The organism is Anaeromassilibacillus senegalensis, from assembly GCF_001261775.1.
Taxonomy (GTDB): domain Bacteria; phylum Bacillota; class Clostridia; order Oscillospirales; family Acutalibacteraceae; genus Anaeromassilibacillus; species Anaeromassilibacillus senegalensis.
In genome coordinates this window covers 42,161-63,801 of the sequence record NZ_LN868538.1, presented here as the reverse complement: position 1 = coordinate 63,801, position 21,641 = coordinate 42,161, and the positions used below count along the sequence as shown (strand labels likewise).

Annotated in this window: 17 protein-coding genes; 13 read left to right on the top strand and 4 right to left on the bottom strand. The window is 53.8% G+C overall.

The genetic code is table 11. From position 1 onward, the window contains the following. Positions 1-10: 10 nt before the first annotated feature. Genes gcvPA through lpdA form a run of 4 tightly spaced genes read left to right on the top strand, consistent with a single transcriptional unit; the run spans position 11 to position 5,088 of the window. Positions 11-1,327, top strand: a complete 1,317-nt coding sequence (gcvPA, locus tag BN2106_RS10510; RefSeq protein ID WP_050698548.1) for an aminomethyl-transferring glycine dehydrogenase subunit GcvPA — start codon at positions 11-13, stop codon at positions 1,325-1,327. After that, the gene (gene gcvPB, locus BN2106_RS10505) at positions 1,324-2,760 is read left to right on the top strand and encodes an aminomethyl-transferring glycine dehydrogenase subunit GcvPB (protein ID WP_050698547.1); all 1,437 of its coding nucleotides are present in this window, start codon (positions 1,324-1,326) and stop codon (positions 2,758-2,760) included. Before gcvPA ends, gcvPB begins: the two co-directional genes overlap by 4 nt. Further along, positions 2,753-3,748 carry a lipoate--protein ligase gene (locus tag BN2106_RS10500; RefSeq protein WP_050698546.1) on the top strand — a complete coding sequence of 332 codons (996 nt, stop codon included), beginning with the start codon at positions 2,753-2,755 and terminating at the stop codon, positions 3,746-3,748. Before gcvPB ends, BN2106_RS10500 begins: the two co-directional genes overlap by 8 nt. Beyond that, on the top strand, positions 3,748-5,088 hold the full coding sequence (gene lpdA, locus BN2106_RS10495) for a dihydrolipoyl dehydrogenase (RefSeq protein ID WP_330379827.1): 1,341 nt from the start codon (positions 3,748-3,750) through the stop codon (positions 5,086-5,088). The genes BN2106_RS10500 and lpdA overlap by 1 nt, the downstream gene beginning before the upstream one ends. Positions 5,089-5,130: 42 nt before the next feature. Here the strand turns inward: lpdA and BN2106_RS10490 are convergent, their stop codons facing one another. From BN2106_RS10490 to BN2106_RS10475, 4 genes are all read right to left on the bottom strand, one after another. Further along, the gene (locus BN2106_RS10490; protein ID WP_050698545.1) at positions 5,131-6,369 is read right to left on the bottom strand and encodes an AI-2E family transporter; all 1,239 of its coding nucleotides are present in this window, start codon (positions 6,367-6,369) and stop codon (positions 5,131-5,133) included. A 415-nt stretch (positions 6,370-6,784) separates the two neighbouring features. Continuing rightward, positions 6,785-8,920, bottom strand: coding sequence for a YhgE/Pip domain-containing protein (locus tag BN2106_RS10485; protein ID WP_050698544.1), 2,136 nt, complete (start codon positions 8,918-8,920; stop codon positions 6,785-6,787). Continuing rightward, positions 8,913-11,216, bottom strand: coding sequence for an efflux RND transporter permease subunit (locus BN2106_RS10480; protein ID WP_074017514.1), 2,304 nt, complete (start codon positions 11,214-11,216; stop codon positions 8,913-8,915). Before BN2106_RS10480 ends, BN2106_RS10485 begins: the two co-directional genes overlap by 8 nt. Before the next feature lie 117 nt (positions 11,217-11,333). Further along, complete coding sequence (locus BN2106_RS10475; protein WP_195891828.1) at positions 11,334-12,425, bottom strand: helix-turn-helix domain-containing protein; 1,092 nt, start codon at positions 12,423-12,425, stop codon at positions 11,334-11,336. Between the two features lie 443 nt (positions 12,426-12,868). On the opposite strand from BN2106_RS10475, the gene BN2106_RS10470 reads away from it, so the two are divergent. The 9 genes from BN2106_RS10470 (at position 12,869) to BN2106_RS10430 (ending at position 21,628) form a co-directional block, all read left to right on the top strand. Continuing rightward, on the top strand, positions 12,869-13,354 hold the full coding sequence (locus BN2106_RS10470; RefSeq protein ID WP_050698542.1) for a MarR family winged helix-turn-helix transcriptional regulator: 486 nt from the start codon (positions 12,869-12,871) through the stop codon (positions 13,352-13,354). Between the two features lie 161 nt (positions 13,355-13,515). Next, positions 13,516-15,201, top strand: a complete 1,686-nt coding sequence (ptsP, locus tag BN2106_RS10465; RefSeq protein ID WP_050698541.1) for a phosphoenolpyruvate--protein phosphotransferase — start codon at positions 13,516-13,518, stop codon at positions 15,199-15,201. A gap of 345 nt (positions 15,202-15,546) precedes the next feature. After that, positions 15,547-16,617, top strand: coding sequence for an ABC transporter ATP-binding protein (locus BN2106_RS10460; RefSeq protein WP_050698540.1), 1,071 nt, complete (start codon positions 15,547-15,549; stop codon positions 16,615-16,617). 17 nt (positions 16,618-16,634) lie between these two features. Then, positions 16,635-17,501 (top strand): ABC transporter permease, encoded by an 867-nt coding sequence (locus BN2106_RS10455; protein ID WP_407921746.1) that lies wholly within the window; start codon positions 16,635-16,637, stop codon positions 17,499-17,501. After that, complete coding sequence (locus tag BN2106_RS10450; protein ID WP_050698539.1) at positions 17,502-18,311, top strand: ABC transporter permease; 810 nt, start codon at positions 17,502-17,504, stop codon at positions 18,309-18,311. After that, positions 18,308-19,384 (top strand): ABC transporter substrate-binding protein, encoded by a 1,077-nt coding sequence (locus BN2106_RS10445; RefSeq protein WP_050698538.1) that lies wholly within the window; start codon positions 18,308-18,310, stop codon positions 19,382-19,384. Before BN2106_RS10450 ends, BN2106_RS10445 begins: the two co-directional genes overlap by 4 nt. 9 nt (positions 19,385-19,393) lie before the next feature. After that, complete coding sequence (locus tag BN2106_RS15810) at positions 19,394-19,774, top strand: zinc-binding metallopeptidase family protein (RefSeq protein WP_050698537.1); 381 nt, start codon at positions 19,394-19,396, stop codon at positions 19,772-19,774. Between the two features lie 9 nt (positions 19,775-19,783). Continuing rightward, positions 19,784-20,713: a peptidase dimerization domain-containing protein gene (locus BN2106_RS10435; RefSeq protein WP_050698536.1), complete on the top strand. Its 930-nt coding sequence runs from the start codon at positions 19,784-19,786 to the stop codon at positions 20,711-20,713. A 39-nt stretch (positions 20,714-20,752) separates the two neighbouring features. Continuing rightward, on the top strand, positions 20,753-21,628 hold the full coding sequence (locus tag BN2106_RS10430; RefSeq protein WP_050698535.1) for a nucleotide-binding protein: 876 nt from the start codon (positions 20,753-20,755) through the stop codon (positions 21,626-21,628). Positions 21,629-21,641 lie beyond the last annotated feature (13 nt).

Sequence of the window (21,641 nt, the reverse complement as noted above, 5' to 3'; positions counted from 1 at the left end):
AATGTGCACCATGGGAAGCTATGTTCCATCCACTGCGGAGCAGCGGCAGGAAATGCTGCGGACCGTCGGCGTTTCCTCCTTGGAGGACCTTTACACGGATGTCCCGGCATCCATCCGGATGCCGGATTTACAGCTGGAAAACGGACAATCGGAGCTGGAGGTTTCCGCTGCTATCCAAAAAATGGCGGAAAAAAATCATCTATTCGGTTCTGTTTTCCGCGGCGCGGGCGCATATAACCACTATATCCCGGCGATTGTCCGCCGTGTGACCTCCAAGGAGGAGTTTTTGACAGCTTATACACCGTATCAGGCGGAGATCAGTCAAGGCATCCTCCAGTCCATTTTTGAATACCAGACAATGATCTGTGAGCTGACCGGTATGGATGCCTCCAATGCCTCGGTATATGACGGTGCGTGCGCCGCCGCGGAAGCCGCCGCAATGTGCCGTGACCGCAAGCGCAGCCGCGTTCTGATTTCTGCCGCTACGCATCCGATGGTCATTCAGACCATCCTCACTTACTGTGAGGGCGCGGATGCGGAGGCGGTTCTGGTTCCCGCAAAGGACGGTGCGACGGATTTGGAGTCGCTGCGGGAACTTCTCTGCAACACGGACGCTTGTTTCTACATGCAGCAGCCCAATTTCAACGGCTTGATCGAGGATGCGGAAGCGCTGGGAGAACTGGTGCACGCGGCCGGTGCAAAGTTCATCATGGGCGTCAATCCGATCGCCGCCGCAGTTTTGAAAACCCCGCGCGAATGCGGCGCGGATATTGCTGTGGGAGAAGGCCAGCCGCTGGGCATGCCGCTTTCGTTCGGTGGGCCATACCTGGGCTTTATGGCCTGCACCAAGGAGCTGTTCCGCAAGCTGCCGGGCCGCATTGTGGGTGAGACGGCGGACGCGGCGGGCCGGCGCTGTTATGTGCTGACGCTGCAGGCGCGCGAACAGCACATCCGCCGGGAGAAAGCCTCTTCCAATATTTGTTCCAATGAAGCGCTCTGCGCCATGACGGCCTCCGTCTACATGGCGGCGATGGGTCCTGCGGGAATGCAGAAAACGGCGGCGCTCTGCTATTCCAAGGCGCACTATCTGGCGGAGCAAATCTGCGCGCTTCCCGGCTTTTCGCTGACGTACGCCGCGGATTTCTTCCATGAATTCGTAACCAAAACCCCGGTTCCGGCGGAGGCGCTTCTCACCGTACTGGAGGAAAACGATATTCTGGGCGGCCTCCCGGTGGAAAATGGCATCCTCTGGTGTACAACCGAAAAGAATACGAAGGAACAAATAGACCAGCTGGTCGCATTGTTAAAGGAGGCGGCGAGCGTATGAAACTGATTTTTGAAAAGAGCGTTCCGGGAAGGGCCTGTACCCTTCTGCCGGACTGCGACGTCCCCATGGCGGCGATTCCGGAGACGTTTGTACGGAAAGCGCCGCCGCATCTGCCGGAGCTTTCCGAAACAGACATCAGCCGCCATTATACGGAGCTGGCAAAGTGTGTGCACGGCGTCAACGACGGGTTTTACCCCCTCGGCTCCTGCACAATGAAATACAATCCCGCACTGAATGAGGAGATGGCCGGGTTGGCGGGCTTTACCGGCGTGCATCCGCTTCAGCCGGAGCACACGGTTCAGGGAAGCCTGGAGGTGTTGGCAAAGGCGGAGGAAATCCTTTGTAAGGTGACGGGGATGGATACCATGACCTTTCAGCCTGCGGCGGGCGCGCATGGTGAGCTGACGGGACTTCTGCTGATCAAGGCATACCACCGCGCGCGCGGCGACGCCCAGCGCACAAAGATCATTGTGCCGGATTCGGCGCACGGCACCAATCCCGCTTCCGCATCGATGACGGGCTTTACCGTGGTAAACATTCCCTCCGGCGCGGACGGCTGTGTGGATTTGGAAAAACTCCGTGCGGCGGTGGGGCCGGATACCGCGGGCCTGATGCTGACCAACCCCAATACGCTGGGACTCTTTGACAAGAATATTCTGGAAATTACCCGCATTGTACACGAGGCGGGCGGCCTGAATTACTACGACGGGGCAAATTTAAATGCGGTCATGGGTGTGGCGCGCCCGGGCGATATGGGCTTCGACGTGGTGCACTTGAATCTGCATAAGACCTTTTCCACCCCGCACGGCGGCGGCGGACCAGGCTCCGGTGCGGTGGGGGCGAAAAGTTTGCTTGCGCCGTTCCTGCCGAACCGTCATGTGAAATGTCAGGGAGACTTCTATGCCTTTGAGGACGCGCCGCAGACCATCGGCAGCGTCAAAGCGTTTTACGGCAACTTTCTGGTGGTGGTGCGGGCGCTGTGCTACATGCTGGTTCTGGGAGAGGACGGCATGCGCGATGCGTCCCAGATGGCTGTCTTGAACGCAAACTATTTGAAAAAGCTGCTGGAACCGCATTGCGAGGTGGCGAACGAAGGCATCTGCATGCATGAGTTTGTCCTCACGCTGGAAAAACTGAAAAAAGAAACCGGTGTATCCGCCATGGATGTAGCGAAGTCGATGCTGGATTACGGGATGCATCCGCCTACCATGTATTTTCCGTTGATTGTCCATGAAGCGTTGATGCTGGAGCCGACCGAAACGGAGTCCAAGGAGACGCTGGACTGGGCGGCGGGCGTCATCGCGGAGATTTTGGAAAAGGCGCATACTGAACCGGAAGCCCTGCATAACGCGCCGGTTACCACCCCGGTTGGCCGGCCGGACGAGGTAGCGGCGGCACGCAACCCGAAGCTGCGGGCGGTTTTTGATGCTTGAGCGGCTGCAATATGTAGAAACTGCCGGGACGAATCCGTATGAGAACCTGGCATTGGAAGAATACCTGCTCAATGCGGTGGAGCCCGGCTCCTGCATGCTGTATTTGTGGCAGAATCGCCGGACGGTGGTGATTGGCCGCAACCAAAACTGCCGCTGGGAGTGCCGCGTGGAAAAGCTGGAGGAGGATGGCGGGCATCTGGCCCGCCGCCTGTCCGGCGGCGGCGCGGTCTTTCATGATATGGGCAACCTAAATTTTACATTTTTGACCCACCGGCAGGATTACAATGTAGACCGTCAGCTGGAGGTGATCCTGCGCGCGGTGCGCATGCTGGGAATTGATGCGGAAAAGACAGGGCGCAACGATTTAACTGTGAACGGAAAAAAGTTTTCCGGCAACGCGTTTTACCGCTCCGGCACGCGGTGTTACCACCACGGCACGATCCTGATTGACGTGGATACGGAACAGATGTCCCAATATCTCTCCGTTCCAGAGGAGAAGCTGCAAGCCAAGGGTGTCCAGTCGGTCAAAGGACGCGTGGTCAATCTGAAGGAACTGTGTCCGGGACTGACAATAGAAAAGATGAAAACTACGCTCTATACTGCTTTTGGGGAGGTTTACGGCCATACGCCGGACATTTTGCCTCTGTCGAGAATAGACCGTGCGGGATGGGGGCGCCTGACGGAGAAATTTGCTTCCTGGGAATGGCGTATCGGCAGGGAACCAGATTTTTCCTGTGCGCTGAAACGCCGGTTTCCTTGGGGCGGGATGGAGTGGAAGCTGCTGATTTCCGGTGGAATTGTCAAGGATGCCGCTGTCTATACGGACGCAATGGACGTCTTTTTTGCACAGTCCCTGCGCAATGCGCTGCTCGAAAAAGTTTTTTCCAAAAAGGACTTGGAAAAAGCAATCCGGGAACTGCCGGTAGAAAACGCGGAACAGGAGCAGATGCGGCGCGACTGCGGTGTGCTGTTGGAGGAGTTGAAATAATGGATCAATTTGATTTAATCGTAATTGGCGCCGGACCCGGCGGCTATGTGGCGGCACTGGAAGCCGCCCGGCTGGGGAAACGGGTTGCGATTGCGGAGAAACGCGAGGTGGGCGGCACCTGTCTGAACCGGGGATGTATCCCAACAAAGGCTTTGCTGCGCGCGGCGCGGGTGTACCGGGAGGCGAAGGACAGCGAGAAGCTGGGAATCTCCGTTTCCGGCGTCAGCTACAATATGGAAGAGATGCATGGTCATGTACAGGAAGTAACGGCACAGCTTCGCAGCGGAATTGAATTGTTATTGAAAAAGGCAAAAGTGACCGTACTGCACGGAACAGCTGCCATAAAATCACCGAATACGGTGTATGTGGGGGAAGAATGCTGCACAGCGGAGCACATCCTGGTTGCAGCAGGTTCAAAACCGGCCCGCCCGCCAATTCCCGGCTTGGATTTGCCCGGGGTAGTCACCAGCGACGAAATGCTGGAGGGCGGCGTGGACTGCAAGCGGCTGGTGATCATCGGCGGCGGTGTCATTGGTGTGGAATTCGCGCAGATATACGGTACCTTGGGCTGTGAGGTGACCATTCTGGAGGCGGCGCCCAGAATCCTGCCGGCGATGGACCGGGAAATTGCGCAGAATCTTGCAATGATCTTTAAAAAACGCGGCGTGCAGGTGCATGCCAATGCGTTTGTACAGGAGATTGCTTCCGTTCCTTCCGGCCTGCTTTGCCGCTATACGGAAAAGGAGCAGGCACAGGAAGTGCAGGCGGACTGCGTGCTTGTCTGTACAGGGCGGGTGCCGAACACACAGGGGCTCTGTGCGGACGGGCTGGCGCTCTGTGAAGAGCGAGGGTATATCCCTGTAGATGAACGATATGAAACGCGGATTCCGGGGATTTACGCCATTGGCGACGTTGTGCAGGGCGGCATCCAGCTGGCGCACGCCGCGGAGGCGGAGGCGAAAAACGCGGTTCACGCAATGTTTGCGGAAAATAAGGAAAAGGATCTGAGCGCAATTCCATCCTGTATTTTTACAGAGCCGGAGATTGCCGCCGTGGGACTTACAGCGGACGAAGCGAAAGCTACGGGGCGCGCGGTGTCTGTCAAAAAATCTTTGACCTCTGCAAACGGAAAAGCAGTAATTGACGGAGCTGACAGGGGATTTGTAAAGCTGGTGTTTGACACGGAGAGCCGCGCGCTGCTTGGCGCGCAGCTCATGTGTCCCCATGCGTCGGAAATGATCGGAGGCCTCACGACGGCGGTGTCGGCGGGGCTGACGGAGGAAGCGATGATGCGGTCGGTGTACCCGCATCCGACTGTCAGCGAAACGATATTGGCATAAATGAAAAGACGCTGGACCACATTGGGTTCAGCGTCTTTTCATTTATGTGGATTCTTTGTTCAGTTGAATGGGCGGATCGGTGGGTTCTTCCTCCGATTCCGGTTTATCCGGCGTGTTCTGCATCACCTGGTCCCGCGTCAAATGCTTGGCGCGGAGGCGGCGGCGCGTCGAATCGCGCAGCAGCGTGTACAGGATGGAAAAGACCGGAATGCCCAGCAGAATGCCAAGAATGCCGAACAGATTGCCGCATAGGATAATGGAGAGCAAAACCCAGATGGGCGGCAGGCCGATGGACGTACCCACCACGCGCGGGTAAATCAGATTGCCCTCGATTTGCTGCAAAATCAGGAAGAATACGATGTAATACAGCGTGTACCAGGGATTCACCAGGAGCAGGATGAATCCGGCGGTGAACATGGAAATGTAGGGTCCGATGATCGGAATCAGGCTGCACAATGCGACAATGCAGCTGATCAGGATCGTGTAAGGGAGCTGCAGGAGATTCATGCCGATATACACCAGGAAAAACCAGATACAGGATTCTGTCAGCTGCCCGCGGACAAAATTGGAGAAAATCCGGTTGGAAAGAGCGGAAACTTCGATGGTGCGCTTGGCGACCCGGTTCGGCAGGAACGCGTAAAGCAGGCGTTTGAGATTGGAGATCAGTTTTTCTTTGCCAAAGAGCATATACATACAGAAAATGAAGCTCATTGCCATGGTAAACACGCCGTTGGCCACGCTTGCCGTGATGCTGAAAATGGACCCCATAAAGTCGGTGGTGACCTGCGTAACTTTGGAGAGTACGGAAGGCCAATCGATTTTAATGGAATTGATCTGTTCCTGTGTGATGTTGTGCTTTTGCAGGAATTTGATAATTTCGTTGGATAGGCGGTTGATATAGGTCGGCGCACTGTTGATCAAAACCTGCAGGGAAGAGGCCAGCTCCGGGATGACAAACAGGATGATCGCGCCCAATATAATGATCAGCGTCAGGAAAGACAGCACCACACAGACGGCACGCCTGCATTTGTTCCATATCTTGCTGTTCCGACGGTTTAAAAAGGCAAAGACCTTTTCCTCATAAAACTTTAAAAATACATTGACAACAAAGGCAATGGCAATACCGATGAAGAATGGGGCCGCCATGGAGAATACGGAGAGAAGCGTGCCCAATAGCTTGTCCACGTTAAACAAGGCAAAGATCAGAAGGACCGTGTACGTGATAAGCAGAATCGCTCGTTTCATGGAGGTTTGCCCGCGGATCAGTTCTTTTATTTTCATATCATACTCCCTCAGGCCGTTTCAAAAACACGGCCGTTTTCAATCGCATTATTGTTATTATATAACCCACCGCGGGGGAAGTAAAGGAAGAATGTACCGCAGCACACAAAATGATCCAGACTGGATGAGAAAGAATACAGCAGGTTGGTAGAAACTGTATCTGTTTTGTGACGGTATCCAGATGCAAAAACCTGCCAATAGCCTGTGCCGTTTCAAAAAGTTTATGCAGTGTTGGCAAAGAAGGCAGCGGCAGTTCCTTTGTTTTACGCACCGTGTTCCTACACCTTTCAACAAGCTGTTTTGTGTCTGCCAGCACAAAAAGACAGCATCCAATGGATTTTTGGGTGCTGTCTTTTAAATGCGATTTGGTTATGGTTTGGAATGCCGTAAAACAATCGGTAGGGATTTTGCATACTTATTGGAACAAAGATGTAATGGAATTCCAAATATTTTTAAAGAGATTGACGATGCGGTCCCAGACGCCGACATCCTCCGCGGGCTGTTCCAGATCGGTTTCCGGCGCGGCTTCTTCATCCACCTGAATTTCCTCTGTGCGCAGGATGATCTGGATGCTGGAGGGCGTTGGATTCTTGCCGGAGGTAAAGGAAACCATCTCCTGCTCGGCATCCAGATCCAGCAGCTTGGTTTCGTCTTCGTATTTGTCGACTTGCTCATCGATGGTGTCTTTAATGGTGGTGTTTGCGTCCTGTAGGTCCGAGGTGTTGTCGGAGCTGTCCAACGCTTTGGACAGAACGTCGATCAAACCATCCAGGGTTTGTTTTGTTCCGTCGTTCAGACTGTCCCCACTGTTTCGCAGCGTGTTTTCCAGGTCCTTTAGGAACGCGGTGGTGCTTTCCAAGGTGGCGGAGAGCTGCTGGGTCAGCGCGGCACTGTCGGAGAGAAGGCTGACCGTTCCGTCTTGATACTTGTTTAGCGTGTCATTCAGGGCATCCAATGCGGTAATGAGGGAAGAACAGGTGTCGATACTGCTTTTCAGGGTGGTACTTGCCCGGTTCAGCTCCGCTGCTACATCCGCCGCGGAATCCAGATCAGAAAGGCCTTTCAGGCTTTCCAGCAGCTTGTTTGCGGAATAACCAAGGTCATCCAGTGCTCCGATTGCATTGCCGGTGTTACCCAGGATATCGGATAGTTTCTTGCCGGCCTGTTCCAATGCGGCAATATTTTCATCCAGTCTGTCCCGATATTTCTTCAGCGGTGCGAGGACGGTGTCGGACGCACCCTGCTGGGTCAGTTCTTCGATGGTCTGGTCCAGCTGTGCGCGCACATCCTTCAAGGTCGCCAGCAGTGCGCTCAGTGGGTCCGTCTGATTGTTGATGGCATTCTTCAAAGCCTTGATGTCGTCCTGTAAAGGGGAGAGGGCGTCACTCAGGTCATCGATGGCATCCTGAGCGGAGGACAACTGTTTGTTGCTGATGGAAGAATCGTTGATCGCGTGTTCCAGGTCTTCCAGGCTGCCCTGCAGCCGTGTGAGGGATTTTTTCAGCTCCGCCAGATCGGGCTGCAGCGCATCTACCTCTTTGACCATTGCATTGACGTTGCCGGAAATCTCGCCGACCATGCTTTCTCCGTTTTTTAAATGGGGAACCAGTGTTGTAATGGTCTGGGAAAGCCTGTTCAGATCATCCAGAGAATCATCCGCACCGCCGTACAATCCATCCTTGGCTGAGTGAATAGAATTGCGGGCCTGCTGCAGGTCTTTCAGCCCCTGCTGGGTCAGCTTGAGACTGCCGGACATGTCGTCCAGCACGCCCAGGATACTGTCCAAGTTATCATAGATCGCATCTGCGGAGTCACCGATTACATCTTTGGCTTCCTTTAGCTTTTTGATGTTTTTCATCTGTTCCAGCGTGCCGGGAATCATCATCAGAATGATTCCGGAGCTTTCAAAATTTTCCGTGCCGATACGGATTGTAAAGGTGGTGTGCTCGCCGGGCAGCGCCGCAAAGATGATTGCCTTATAGGTGCCGATTGACTGTGTCTGTGATCCGGGCGCTTCAATGCTGAGAACGTCCTCTACATTGACCATGGTGGCGGCCTGCAGCAGCATGTTGTCGCGGTAATAGGCGCCGGCCTTTTCGTTGGGAATGCATTCCACCTGCATTTCTACCAAACCGGACGCGCCGGCAAGGCTTTCCGCCTTTGCCGGAACGCCGTTTAGCTTGTAAGTAACTTTGAAATTCCACGGCAGGATGATGCTGTTTTCCTCCGGCGTGCATTCGTAAAAGAAATGGTCACTGACGTCGTCGGACAGCTTCCATTTGACGCCTTCTTTGGTAAGCTCCGGCTGGTCGTATCCTGACATGTTGTTTACTTTTTGGTAGGAGCCGTAATCGAAGAATTCCCTGTTGCCATTCAGGCTGCAGCCTTTGACAATACTGGTGTCTGTCATCGTGCCGTAGTAGTCCAGATTGACATAAACCGCTTCATCCGTGGTGACGGGGATTTCCGCTGCATTGGCAGCGGGTGCGGCTAGCGGCAGCAGCATGGAAAAAGCCAGCAAAAGGGAAAGAAAGCGTTTGTTTTTATTCATGATCGGTGTCCTCCTTCTCCTCCTCCGGCGTTCTGGCCAGAGCATTGATATCTATTTTTTCTTGTTCAATCTTCTCATGTTTCTTTTTCCGCTGTTCCATCCAGGCCTTCCGTTTGCGGTAACGCAGGGCCTTGCGCAGCTTCCGGCGGCGCATCTTCCGTTTTTGCCGCATGGAGAGCTGCACTTGCTTCAGCTTTGCCTGACGCAGCTTTTCCGCGTGTTTCCGCCGGCGCATCTGGTTGAAAATAATTTTATCGCTCATGACGAGCAGGACCGGCAGCAGGAACAAAACCAACAGCAGGCTGAGCAGCGCGCCGCGGCCGACCAGGTGTCCCATGTCTGCGATGGCGGAAACGGTGGAGATAAAGTACAGACCGTATCCAACAATGGTCAGGATGGAGCCGGAGGTCAGGATGGACAGTGCGCTCTGTGAAATTGCCTGTATAGCGGCTTCTTTTTTGTCCATGTCCGTACGCGCGTCCAGATAATTGTTGCTCATCAGGATCGAGTAATCCACGGTGGCGCCCAGCTGCAGGCAACTTACAATAATGTAGCCCATGTAAATCATGGTGTCTCCGGTAAAGTACGGCAGGGCCATATTAAAGAAAATTGCGACTTCAATGGGGATCATCACCACGATGGGAATGATTGCGGAGTGGAAGGTGAACAGAATGACGATGGCGACGCCCAGCAGGGACAGGATGTTGACATAGCTGTAGTCCGTTGTGATGATGGACTTGATATCCTGCGTGGAAGGCGTCATGCCCACGATGTATGAATCCTCCGGATAATACGACTGCACAATGGAACGGATTTCATCGGCACACTGGAAAGCGAGATCACTCTCATCCTTGGTGCGTATGTAAATTAACATCCGGCTGTAATCCTCCGTGTGAAGCTGGCCTGTCAGGGATTCCGGAAGAAAGCTTTCTGGAATGCCCTCTGGCAGTGCGCCGGAAAGGGAGGTTACCGATTTGGTATAGTTCAGGTCCTCCAGGGTGTGGGTCAGTTCCCGTTCCGTCACATTATTGGTGTTGGGAATCAGTGCCAATACCAGGTTGCTGCGCCCAAAGCGTGCGTTGATCGCCTGTTCATCCTCATACACCTTGGTGCCGGGACTGGACCCCAGCGCACTGTTGCCGTAACTGAAGGCGTTCATGTTTTGCGCGGTAAAAGCGGGAATGACAAGGATCGCGATGACGGCCAACACGCCATACCGGATTTTAAAAACAAACTTTCCAAGTCCATGGAAGGAGGGCATAAAGGAACAGTGTTCCGTCTTTTCAATTTTATCGCCCCAGCGGAGCAGCAGCGCCGGCATCAGGAGCAGGACGGTCAGCAGGCTGATGACAATGCCCTTTGCCAAAACAAAACCAAGGTCAAAACCAATTTTAAATTGCATCAGCATCAGAACCAGGAACCCCACAATGGTGGTCGCGCCGCTGGACAGGATGGATGTGACGGAGCTGCGCAGCGCGTTTGCCACCGCCTGCACCGGCTCCAGCCCGGCCTCCCGCTCACGGGTAAAGGAATGCAGCAGGAAAACGGAGTAGTCCATGGCAATGGCCAACTGTAAAATGGAGGCCACGCTGAAGGTCATAAACGAAACTTCTCCAATGATCAGGTTGGTGCCCATGTTGATAATGATTGCCACGCCCATGATGAACAGGAACAAAAACGGTTCAAACCAGGAAGTGGTGGTCAAACACAGAATGACGGCAATCATGACGACGCCCATCGCCATTGCAATTGCAATTTCACGGGTCAGAGTCTCATCCAGCGATTTATCCTGTACCGCGGCACCCATCAGGTACCCCTTGTCTCCGGTGATTTTTTCAATCTCGTCGATTGCCTGGCGGGTGGAGGGGTCGGAATCCCCATCGTCGAAGATGATGTCCATGACGGCATAGCCGTCCTTGTAGTAATCTTCGATGTTGTCATAGTCAATAAACAGTTGGGATTGGTAAACGTCTGTGGCGGTATCCGCCCAGGTGACCATATTGACGCCGTCGACGTTGCTGATGCGGTCCTTATACATCTTCGCTTCATATAAGGAGACCTCGCCGACCATGACGCGCGCGGTGCCGGGATAACCGAATTCCTCCTCCATGATGTTCAGTCCCTGCTTGGACGGGGCCGTATCGGGCAGATATTTGCTCAGATCGTAGTTGACGCTGACAAAGCAGGTGGCGACAACACTGCAGATGACCGCGACGGCGAAAACCTTTTCTATGATGTTGCGGCTGTTGATGATCAGGTCGATGAGGTTGTGGGACGCATGCTTCTTTTTATCCAAACCGGTTCGCCTCCAAAGAAATCTCGTTACTTATTTAACAACAAAGCCAATCATACGGGATGACAAACGGAAACGTATATAATAAAAATACATAAAATATCGTTTATTCCACCAAAATCAAGAACTGTTCCGAGTACAGGCTGATTTGCGGCGGTTACTTCTCCGGAACTGCTGCGGCGTCATGCCGGTGTAGCGCTTGAAAATCTGAATGAAATAACTTTGGGAGACAAAGCAAAGAAAATTGCTGATCTCTGAAAGACTTTTATCAGAAAACAGCAGCAGGTTCTGTGCCTCGCGGATGCGCTCCTGCTGAATGTACGCAGTCAGGTTGACGCCGGTTTCCTGTTTAAACAGACGGGAAAGATAGCGCGTACTGAGCTGCAGCTCAGCGGCGAGCGTCTGCAGGGAAAGCTCCTGATGCAGGTGGTTGTCAATGTACTGGATACATTGTGAAATCGGAAACGAATACGCCTTTTGCGTCTGTGCCTGCGCGACCCGCTCCGTCAGATCGAACACCATTTTGGCACAAAGGGCATAGACGTCTTTCAACTCCGAACAGTTTTCCATGTGCTGCACATAGACGTCGCTTAGCCGGAAGGCATTTTCTGCACGGAGGCCGCCGGCGATCGCGGCACGGGAAATCAGCGCCGCAATGGTGATGCAGGAGTCCTTTGCCTGCCGCAGAGGCGAGGAGGAGAGTGTTCCGGCAGAACCGGATATGTAGGTGTCCAGCAGCTTTTTCAGTTCCGCCGTATCGCCTTTTTTTACACATTCCGTAAACATCTGCTCGTATTCAAAGGAAACAGGCATGCTGGTCAGTTCCTGCCGTTCAAAATAGTTGGCTTGCAGGTCACGGTCGATGCTGTCCTGGGAGAGAAGCTCTTGATTGGCGATCAGAAATTCCGACAGATGGATTTTTTCCTGAAAGATGGTCAGGTACAGCATCTGCGCAAACCGGAGAAACTGCGCTGTGCTGTAAACCGGTATTTGTTTTGAAGCCGCGTATAAGCGGTGTGTATCGATGCAGGTGAACAGCGGCGCGATGCTCTTGATGGCGGATAAACTGGGATCGCACAGCAGGGCCGGGCCAAGAATCAAAAAATATTCCTGCCCGTCTACTGGGAACGGCAGGAAGGAATAGAGAAGGGTGGAATGAAATGTGTGCAGGGTTGGCTGGGAAGCGCTGTTCTTGCGCAGTTCCGTTAGCACAGCGCTTTTCAGCTGGATGTCCTGAAATTCCGACTGATGTGGGCAGAAAAAGCATGTGTTTCCCGATGCATCGGAAATTTGAATCGGAACGCGGGAAATTTCGTAAAGGAGCCGGCAAAATTCAAAAATGCGCTCTAAATTGGTTTGAAATAACATTTAATCACCTTTATAATAATGTGATACCATGGCACTTTCGATAAAAAGCTTGAAAGATTCTTTGGCCCGAAGAGCTTGTTGCAGCGATGTCATCCTTCACCTTACTGCAAACGCTTTGCTCCAGTTCTTTTTATCAACGGAGTGCTCTAAATGGTTTGGAAAAACTTTTACACGTTAAAACGAAAAAATTAAAAAAACCGTAACAAACTTATTTAAAGTATAGCTTATATTAAATATATTATATATACTTTAAAACTATTTGAACAAATTAAGAACGGAGGGAAAAAATGGACATATTAACATTCAAAAATAAAATATGGGATCTGACACGGCAAATCATGGATGGAATGGACGCTGTTTTTCGCCCCATCAGCGAACGGAACGGGTTGACCCGTGCGCAGCTGCAAATATTGCTGAAAATTCACATTGCTGAACAGCCGGAAACTGTGGGCAGCCTTGGCAAGCATATGGGAATATCCGCTGGGAATATGTCCTCCATGTGTAAAAAGCTGGAACAGGACGGTTTTTTGCAGAGATGCCGGGACACACAGGACGAGCGGATCGTCCGGCTGGCACTGTCGGATAAAGGAATGACTGCGATTGCGCAGATCAACGAACTGATTGAACAGCAATTTCGGAACTATTTGTGTAATATGGGAGAGAAGAAGATAGAGGCCATTGTGGACAGCATGCAGGAGCTTAGCCGGATTTTGGCGGAGATGTCCGCCGGTTTGGAAAGCGGCGGTGCATGTATAAACGGACCAGAGAAATGATTTGTAATGAAAAAGCACTTCCTGCAGAACGGCGGCGCATCTGGACGGATGTCCGCCGTTTTGCCTGCGTTGGGGTTGACACTTTTTTGTGAGTGGGATAAAATCAGGCAAAGTACTTTTATCATGAAAAAACCTGCGGCGGATTTTCGGGAGGTGATGGCATGAAGACGATCCACGGTGTCAGTGCTTCAAAGGGAATTGCAATTGGAAAACTCAGTCTCAATAAACAGACGCTGGAAAAAGTCCTGCGGCATCCGGTGACGGATATCAACGCGGAGGTAAACCGTCTGATTGCCGCCCGTACGGCGACGGAGCGCACCCTGCGCGGCCTGCATCAGAAGGCCCTCCGGGAGCTGGGCGAGGAGGATTCCCTGATCTTCCAAATTCATCTCATGCTGTTGGAGGACCACGACTATTTTGACAGCATCAAGGATTCCATTGTACAAAATAAAGTGAATGCCGAATATGCCGTCTGGATGGTTTCCAACCGGTTTTATCTGTTGTTCTCCCAGATGGAAAACGAATACATGCGCGCGCGGGGGGACGATATTCTGGATATTTCCCAGCATTTGCTCCGTTACCTGAATCCCGCGTTTGCCATCCGCCTGGAACGTCTGAGCGGCCGGGGAATCATCGCGGCGGCGGACCTGCTGCCGAGCGAGGCGGTACGGGTCGATCGCAAAAGGACGCTGGCGTTTGTTACGCGGGACGGCTCCCAGTATTCTCACGCGGCCATCCTGCTGCGCACCATGGGAATTCCCTATGTTGTGGGCTTGGGAGAGGGCTTTGACGAGCTGATCCATGCGGAATGCGTGATTGTGGACGGTTCCCGGGGCGACGTGATCCTGGACCCCGATCCGGCGGCATTGCACGAGTATGAGGAACGCGAACGGAAATATCAGGAGCACCAGAAGGCGCTGCGCGAGCTCAAGGGCTGTCCCGCCATAACAAAGGACGGCTATCGCATCGACGTGCATGCCAATATCGGCCATGCGGAGGACGTCGACCTGGCGCTGGAAAACGATGCGGACGGCATCGGTCTGTTCCGTACGGAATTTTTATATTTGGGCAGCAATGCCAACTCCACGGAGGACGGGCAGTTTGAGGCGTACCGCAAGGTACTGCAGCAAATGAAAGGAAAGCGTGTGATCATCCGCACGCTTGATGTAGGAGAAGAGCCTGGAACCAGCCAATGGAGGTACCGTGACTATGAAAATCCGATTTTGGGCATCCGGGCGATCCGTTCCAGCCTGCAAAGCCGGGGCGTATTCATGACGCAGCTCCGGGCGATTCTGCGGGCGTCCATTTACGGCAAAGTGGCAATCATGTTTCCGGTGATCACCTCGGAGCAGGAGATTCTCGATGCCAAGCGAATGGTCCGGCAAGCACGCGAAGAGCTGGAAGCGGAGGGCGTTCCCGTGGCGGAGCGCATTGAGCTGGGCGCTATGATTGAAACGCCCGCTTCGGTGATTATCAGCGATCTGCTGGCGCGGCACGTCGACTTTTTCAGCATCGGCACCAATGATCTGACGCAGTATACCCTGGCGATGGACCGGAACAATCCCGCAATCGCGCCGTATTACAATCTGCACCATCCGGCGGTGATGCGCATGATCCGCATCGCGGTGGAGAACGCCAAAAAGAACGGCATCTGGACAAGCATTTGCGGCGAGTCGGCCTCCGATCCGCAGCTGACACAGTTTTACCTGTCCCTCGGCGTAGATGAGCTTTCTGTGGCGCCTTCCGCTGTGCTGGAAATCCGCCGGGCGGTGCGAAAGACGACGCTGGCCGCCGTACAGGAGGAGACGCTCCATAAGTTTTGCGGGGAGGACGGACAGAACCTGTAAAATCCGGCAAAAGTCAGCAAAAACCGCTTTTAACCGCGAAATTTTGCATTTATCCCCCAGAATCCTTGACATAGAGGGGCAATGTGCGTATAATACAGGATAAATAAGGAAAACAGCGTACATGGAGAGGTTGACAGACGGCAATCCATGATTATCCGGGGTGGAAAGTGTTCTTCAATGGCTGCACTTATCTATTTCCTGCGTCGTGGCACAGGCGGATGGTTGAATCCTGCATGACCGCATATAGGAGAAGGCAGTGACGTTTTCGTTGCTGCCTTTTTTGTTGAGCAAAGGAAGAAGCCGGCGGCTGTCGATCTGTGTATTTGCAATTAGGAGGGCGTTGCGGTGAGTGAAAATATATTGGAACTTTGCCATATTAGCAAACAGTTCAGCGGAACGGAGGTCTTAAAGGACATCAGCCTGGAAATCCGCAAAGGGGAGTTTATCACGTTTTTGGGCTCGTCCGGCTGCGGCAAAACCACAACCCTGCGCATTATTGCGGGGCTGGAAACGCCGGACACCGGGAAAGTCCTTCTAAATGGGAAGGATGTCACCGATGAAGAGCCGAATAAACGTGACGTCAACACAATTTTTCAAAACTATGCGTTGTTTCCGCATATGAACGTCTTTAACAATGTGGCATACAGTTTGAAACTGCGGCGCGTACCGAAACCGGAGATCAAAAAACGTGTGCTGGAGCTGCTGGAGCTGGTGCAGCTGGCCGGTTTTGAAAAGCGCATGCCGAACGAGCTTTCCGGCGGGCAGAAGCAGCGCGTGGCAATTGCACGCGCGGTGATCAACAATCCCAGTGTGCTGCTGTTGGACGAGCCTTTGGGCGCGCTGGATTTGCAGCTGCGCCGCCAGATGCAGCAGGAGTTGAAGAAGCTGCAAAAACAGCTGGGCATCACGTTCCTCTACATCACGCACGACCAGGAAGAAGCCATCAATATGTCGGACCGGATCGTGGTGATGAACGACGGGCAGTTTGAGCAGGTCGGAACCCCGGCGGAAGTGTACGATCATCCGAAGACCAGCTTTGTGGCAAAATTTGTCGGCACCGCGAACCTCTTTGAAGGGACTGTAAAGGAATTGAACGGCGAACAGGCGGTTATCGACCTTGGAGGAGAAACTGCGGTCGCCCATACGGGCGGACATGCCTTCCAGCCCGGCCAGAAAGCGGTATTCTGCGTCAAGAGCGAGAATATGACGGTGCGGGAAGAACCGTCTGAACATTTTAACCTGAAAGCCACGGTTGTGGAAAACAGCTATGTCGGCGGGATGATCCGTATCGTTTTCCAGCGCCCCAACGGGGAGCAGGTGATTTCCACCAAGCACGGGATACACGCCAATGTGGATGCCGGGCAGGCCGTTTACCTCTGCTGGAAGCCGGAGGCCGCGGTCTTTGTGGATTTGTAAGGAGGGGGGGGACGGATTTGAAAAAAACTGCGCGCAGGAAAAAGGATAAAGCGTGGACCATGGCGGTTCCGCTGTACCTGTTCACCATTGTCTTTGTGGTGATTCCGTTAATTTATATCGTGGTTTTAAGCTTTTTGCAGAAGGACGTCCTGTGGGGCGTAACCAACCAGTTTACGTTAAACAATTATGCCAAAATGTTCGACCCGGTGTATGGCAAGACCTTTTTGGATTCGCTGAAGCTGGCGTTTGCCACGACGCTGATCACCACGCTGATGGGATACCCCTTTGGCTATTTCATGGCGAGACTCGCGCCCAACCGGCGCAATTTTGTGATGCTGTTGGTTGTGGTGCCGTTCTGGACAAACGCGCTGGTGCGCATCTATGGATGGATGATCCTGCTGCGAACCAAGGGTGTCCTAAACCAGGCGCTGCTGGCGCTGGGAATTGTTGACGAGCCGATTAAAATTTTGTATACCTACGGCGCGGTATTGATCGGTATGGTGTATTCGCTGCTGCCGTTTATGATCCTGCCGGTCTATTCCAGCGTAGAAAAAATGGATTGGTCGCTGGTGGAAGCGGCGCGGGATCTGGGGGCAGGGCGGATCAAGGCGTTTTTCACTGTTACGCTGAAATTGACGCTGCCGGGTGTGCTCTCCGGCTTTGTGCTGGTGTTTGTCCCGTCGATCGGCCTGTTCTTTTTGGCGGACCTGCTGGGCGGCGGCAAAATCATGCTGGTGGGCAACCTGATCAAAAACCAGCTGTTGCAGGCGCGTGACTGGCCATTTGGCGCGGCGCTGTCCGTGGTCCTGATGCTCATGACGTTTTTGATCATCTTCCTATACCGGAAGCTGACCCATTCCAAGGATTTGGAGGGATTCTTTTAAATGAAACAGAGAAAAATGCATCTCTCCAGCCTGTATCTGGCGTTCGTTTTGGTCTTGATGTACCTGCCGGTGCTGATGGTCGTGATTTATTCTTTCAACGATTCCAAAAGCGATGTCTCCTGGGCGGGGTTTACGCTGGAATGGTACGGCAAAATGCTGCACAACAGCAGCCTGATGGAGGCGTTGCGCAACAGTATTGTGTTGGCGGTTTCCAGCTGCGCAATCTCCGCGGTGATCGGCACCATCGGCGCGGTGGGGCTGGTGCGCTGCAATTTTAAGACGAAGGGCCTGTTGGAGAACGCGGCGATGCTGCCGATTATGATTCCGGAGATTATTCTGGGCATGGTGTTTCTGGCGTTCTTTTCGTTTTTAAATCTGCCGTTTGGCATGATGACGTTGATTCTCGCGCACACCACCTTTTGTATTCCCTATATTTTTATTGTGGTCAAGGGGCGGCTTGTGGGCATCGACAAGTCTATCGGGGAGGCTGCGCGCGATTTGGGCGCGTCGGAATTCCGTATGTTTTTTGACATCACGCTGCCGCTGGTGGCCCCGGCGGTAGCGTCCGGCACGCTGCTGGCATTCGCCATGTCGCTGGACGACGTGGTCATCAGTTTCTTTGTTACAGGCGCGCAGACGAATACTCTGCCGATCAAAATATATTCCCAGATCAAATTGGGCGTCAGCCCGGAAATCAACGCGCTGTGCACTGTAATGCTGGTATTTACCTTTATCCTGATCCTGATTTCCGGCAGAGTGGGAAAGACCAGGAAGAACCGAACCATTTCAAAGGAGGAACAAAGAAGATGAAAAAAGTATTTGCATTGATCCTGGCGGCGGTGCTGGCGATCGGCACGTTGGCAGGCTGCGGCACGGATCCGGCGGGCAGCTCCGCAGGACAGGGAGAGGGCCAGACCAAGGACCTCAACATTTTTACCTGGGATGGGTATATTCCGCAGGACGTGCTGGACGGTTATACGGAGCAGACCGGCGTAAAAATCAATATCTCCAATTTTGAGTCCAATGAGGAGATGCTGACCAAACTGGAGGCAACGGGCGGCGGCGATTATGACATTGTGATTGCGTCCGATTACATCATCGACATTGCGCGCAAAAAGGGCGGGATCATGCATGAGCTGGATACCTCCAAAATTGCTAATTACAACAACATCGATGCGGCATTCCAGGGCCAGTTCTACGACCCGGATAACCAGTACACGATTCCGTATGCCGCCGGTACGCCGGTCATCGTATACGATCCGAGTTTGGTGGATATCGACATTCAGGGCTATGAGGACCTGTGGAATCCCGCACTGGCGGACAGCATTGTTGCAATGGACGACGGGCGCAACCTGATCGGTATGACGCTCAAATCCATGGGTAAATCCTTTAACGAGACAGACGAGGCAGTGCTGGAGCAGGCCAAGAATAAGCTGATGGAGTTGAAACCCAATATCCGCACGCTGGCGGTCAACCAGCTGCAGGACGTCATTCTCAGCGGCGAAGCGAGCGTGGGGTATATGTTTGCTTCTCAGGCGGCGATGGCTGTGGAAGCGAACCCCGACCTGAAGGTGGTCTATCCCAAGGAGGGGATGGGATTCGGCATCGACAATATCATTGTTCCGGCAAAGGCGCCGAACCTGGAAAACGCCTACAGCTTTATCAACTATATCCTGGACCCGGAGGTGGGCGCAAAGATTTCCAGCCAGATTTATTACCTCTGCCCCAATAAGGCTGCCGCGGAATTTTTGCCGGAGAGCTTTACCAGCAACGCGGCGCTGTTTATTCCTTCCGAAGTGCTGAAGAACACCGAATTTATCCAGGATGTGGGCGAGACGACAGCGGCCTATGATAAGATCTGGACCGAGTTTAAGCAGCAATAAGGCGACCGTATGGATGCGATAGAAGAACGAATCCTGCGGGTTATCGATCAGAGGGCCGAAGACATCATCGGCTTTGCGGAAGAAACCTTTCACACGGCGGAGGCCGGCTTCTGTGAAGAGCATACGGCGGCGCGTGTGGCGGCTTTTATGCAGTCCCTGGGGCTGCAAACCGAGGAGCATCTGGCGGTGACGGGCGTCCGTACGCGCATCGGCAGAACAGACGGCCCCGTCGCCTGTGTCATCGGGGAGCTGGACGGCATATACTGCAAGGACCACCCGTTTTCGGACAGGCAGACCGGAATGTCCCACGCCTGCGGCCACCACATGCAGCTCGCCGTCTTACTGGGCGCGGCATGTGCGCTGAGCGATCCGCAGATATGCGCGTCGTAGGACGGTGCGGTGGATTTGCTGGCTGTGCCTGCGGAAGAGCATGTGGGGACGGAGCGCCGGAAATGCCTGATGGCGGCGGGCAAAATTCACGCCTGCTGCGGCAAGAGCGAGCTGCTCTGCAACGGAGCGTTGGACAATGTGGACCTGGCGCTCACAACGCATGCGCATATGGTTCCGTGCGACAGGGAATTTCTGTTGGGGAATCCCTCTTCCAACGGCTATATTTCCAAAACGATCCGGCTGCTGGGGAGAGCGTCTCACGCAGCGATTGCGCCGCATGAGGGCGTGAACGCGCTGGATGCCGCCTCGTTGGGCTTTTCTGCTCTGGGGATGCTGCGCAGTACCTTCCGGGAACAGGACTATGTGCGTGCCCATTTTATCATGACAAAAGGCGGAACCGCTACCAATGTGGTGCCCGACGAGGTGGTGATCGAAGGGCAGGTCCGGGCGAAAACGATGGAAGCCATGCGCGGAGCCAGCGAAAAGGTAAATCGTGCGTTCCAGGCGGGCGCATATGCGTTCGGTGCGCGGGCGGAGATCATCGATGAGCAGGGCTATCTTCCGGTACGGTATCTGGCGGCGGTTCCTGCGCAAATAGAAGCGGCGAAGCTGCTGCAACCGGAAGCAGATTTTGAAACAGTCACACCATTTATGCACAATGCGGCATGCACCGATGTGGGAGACCTGACGCACATGTTACCGGTGGTCAATTTCTCCATGGGTGGCTTTACAGGTTCCCTGCACAGCGCGGATTTTACGGTGACGGATGCCAATCAGGCGTATATCCTGCCGGCAAAGCTGATGGCTCTGACGGTGTATCAGTTGTTGAAGGACGGCGCAAAGCAGGCCAGGGAAGTGATGGCGAACTTCCAGCCTGTGTTTACCCGGGTGGAATACCGGGACTATGTAGAAGCATTTTACCGCACGCAAGAGCTGTAAGCTCCCGTGTATGCGGACGATAGAAAGGAAGCGGGGCAAATGGGGAAGCGGGCGGAGCGAATCTGTTTTCTTGGAAAAAATGGAATCGGAAAATCCGTGATTGTATCCAATCTGAGCGAGGCGCTGTGCAGACAGGGGCACCGCGTGTTGCAGATTGGAAACGATCTCAGCCTGAGTTCAACCCTGCTGCTGCTCCAAAATGCGGATATCCCGCCGGTGCTGAAAGCGCTGCGGGAACAATATGCGGTGGATCTCCGCCAGTTTATCGCGCAAAGCGACTGCGGCGTCTATTGCATGGAGCTGGGCGGCGTGACGCCGGGTGCGGGGTGCATGGCGCGCGGGATCGGCATGGCGGACGAGCTGCTGGAAAGCCAGGGCGTGTTGGAGGAACTGGGGATCGACTATGTCTTATACGATATTTCCGGGGAAATTCCCTGTACCGGCTACATGCTGCCCATTCGCGACAATATTATGGACCAGTGTATCATCATGACGACAGGAAGCTATTCCTCCCTGTTCACCGCAAACAACCTGATGACCGGCATTTTGTACGCGAGGCGGAACCGCGCAATCCCCATCCGTCTGCTGGTCAACTATGCGGACCGGTATCCGGCCCGCCCATTGCTGGAGAACTATGGTAAACAGGTCGGCGTGGAGGTCATCGGCTATCTGGACTTTGATCAGGAGGTGGAAAACGCCGTATTGGCGGGAACCACTATCTTTGAGCGGTGCCCCTGTAAGAAAATAGCCGAACAGTTTATGGAGATTTCCCGCAGGGTGATCCAGGCAGGCCCGGAGGCAACGCCGGTCCCGCTGGACGGAGAAGAAATGCGAAGTTGGGCGCGCGGGTGGAAAAACCTGGAGCTTGCCCAGCAGGGCGGCAGCCGGAACCGGGAATATTCCGGCAATACCTGAATGGGAGGGGGTG

What these genes read in the sequence shown, in the direction of transcription:
- BN2106_RS10470 (WP_050698542.1), top strand. Translation starts at nt 12,869, where the DNA reads ATGGACATATTAACATTCAAAAATAAAATATGGGATCTGACACGGCAA.
- BN2106_RS15810 (WP_050698537.1), top strand. Translation starts at nt 19,394, where the DNA reads ATGGATGCGATAGAAGAACGAATCCTGCGGGTTATCGATCAGAGGGCC.
- BN2106_RS10450 (WP_050698539.1), top strand. Translation starts at nt 17,502, where the DNA reads ATGAAACAGAGAAAAATGCATCTCTCCAGCCTGTATCTGGCGTTCGTT.
- BN2106_RS10500 (WP_050698546.1), top strand. Translation starts at nt 2,753, where the DNA reads ATGCTTGAGCGGCTGCAATATGTAGAAACTGCCGGGACGAATCCGTAT.
- BN2106_RS10430 (WP_050698535.1), top strand. Translation starts at nt 20,753, where the DNA reads ATGGGGAAGCGGGCGGAGCGAATCTGTTTTCTTGGAAAAAATGGAATC.
- gcvPB (WP_050698547.1), top strand. Translation starts at nt 1,324, where the DNA reads ATGAAACTGATTTTTGAAAAGAGCGTTCCGGGAAGGGCCTGTACCCTT.
- lpdA (WP_330379827.1), top strand. Translation starts at nt 3,748, where the DNA reads ATGGATCAATTTGATTTAATCGTAATTGGCGCCGGACCCGGCGGCTAT.
- BN2106_RS10445 (WP_050698538.1), top strand. Translation starts at nt 18,308, where the DNA reads ATGAAAAAAGTATTTGCATTGATCCTGGCGGCGGTGCTGGCGATCGGC.
- BN2106_RS10485 (WP_050698544.1), bottom strand. Translation starts at nt 8,920, where the DNA reads ATGAATAAAAACAAACGCTTTCTTTCCCTTTTGCTGGCTTTTTCCATG.
- gcvPA (WP_050698548.1), top strand. Translation starts at nt 11, where the DNA reads ATGGGAAGCTATGTTCCATCCACTGCGGAGCAGCGGCAGGAAATGCTG.
- BN2106_RS10490 (WP_050698545.1), bottom strand. Translation starts at nt 6,369, where the DNA reads ATGAAAATAAAAGAACTGATCCGCGGGCAAACCTCCATGAAACGAGCG.
- ptsP (WP_050698541.1), top strand. Translation starts at nt 13,516, where the DNA reads ATGAAGACGATCCACGGTGTCAGTGCTTCAAAGGGAATTGCAATTGGA.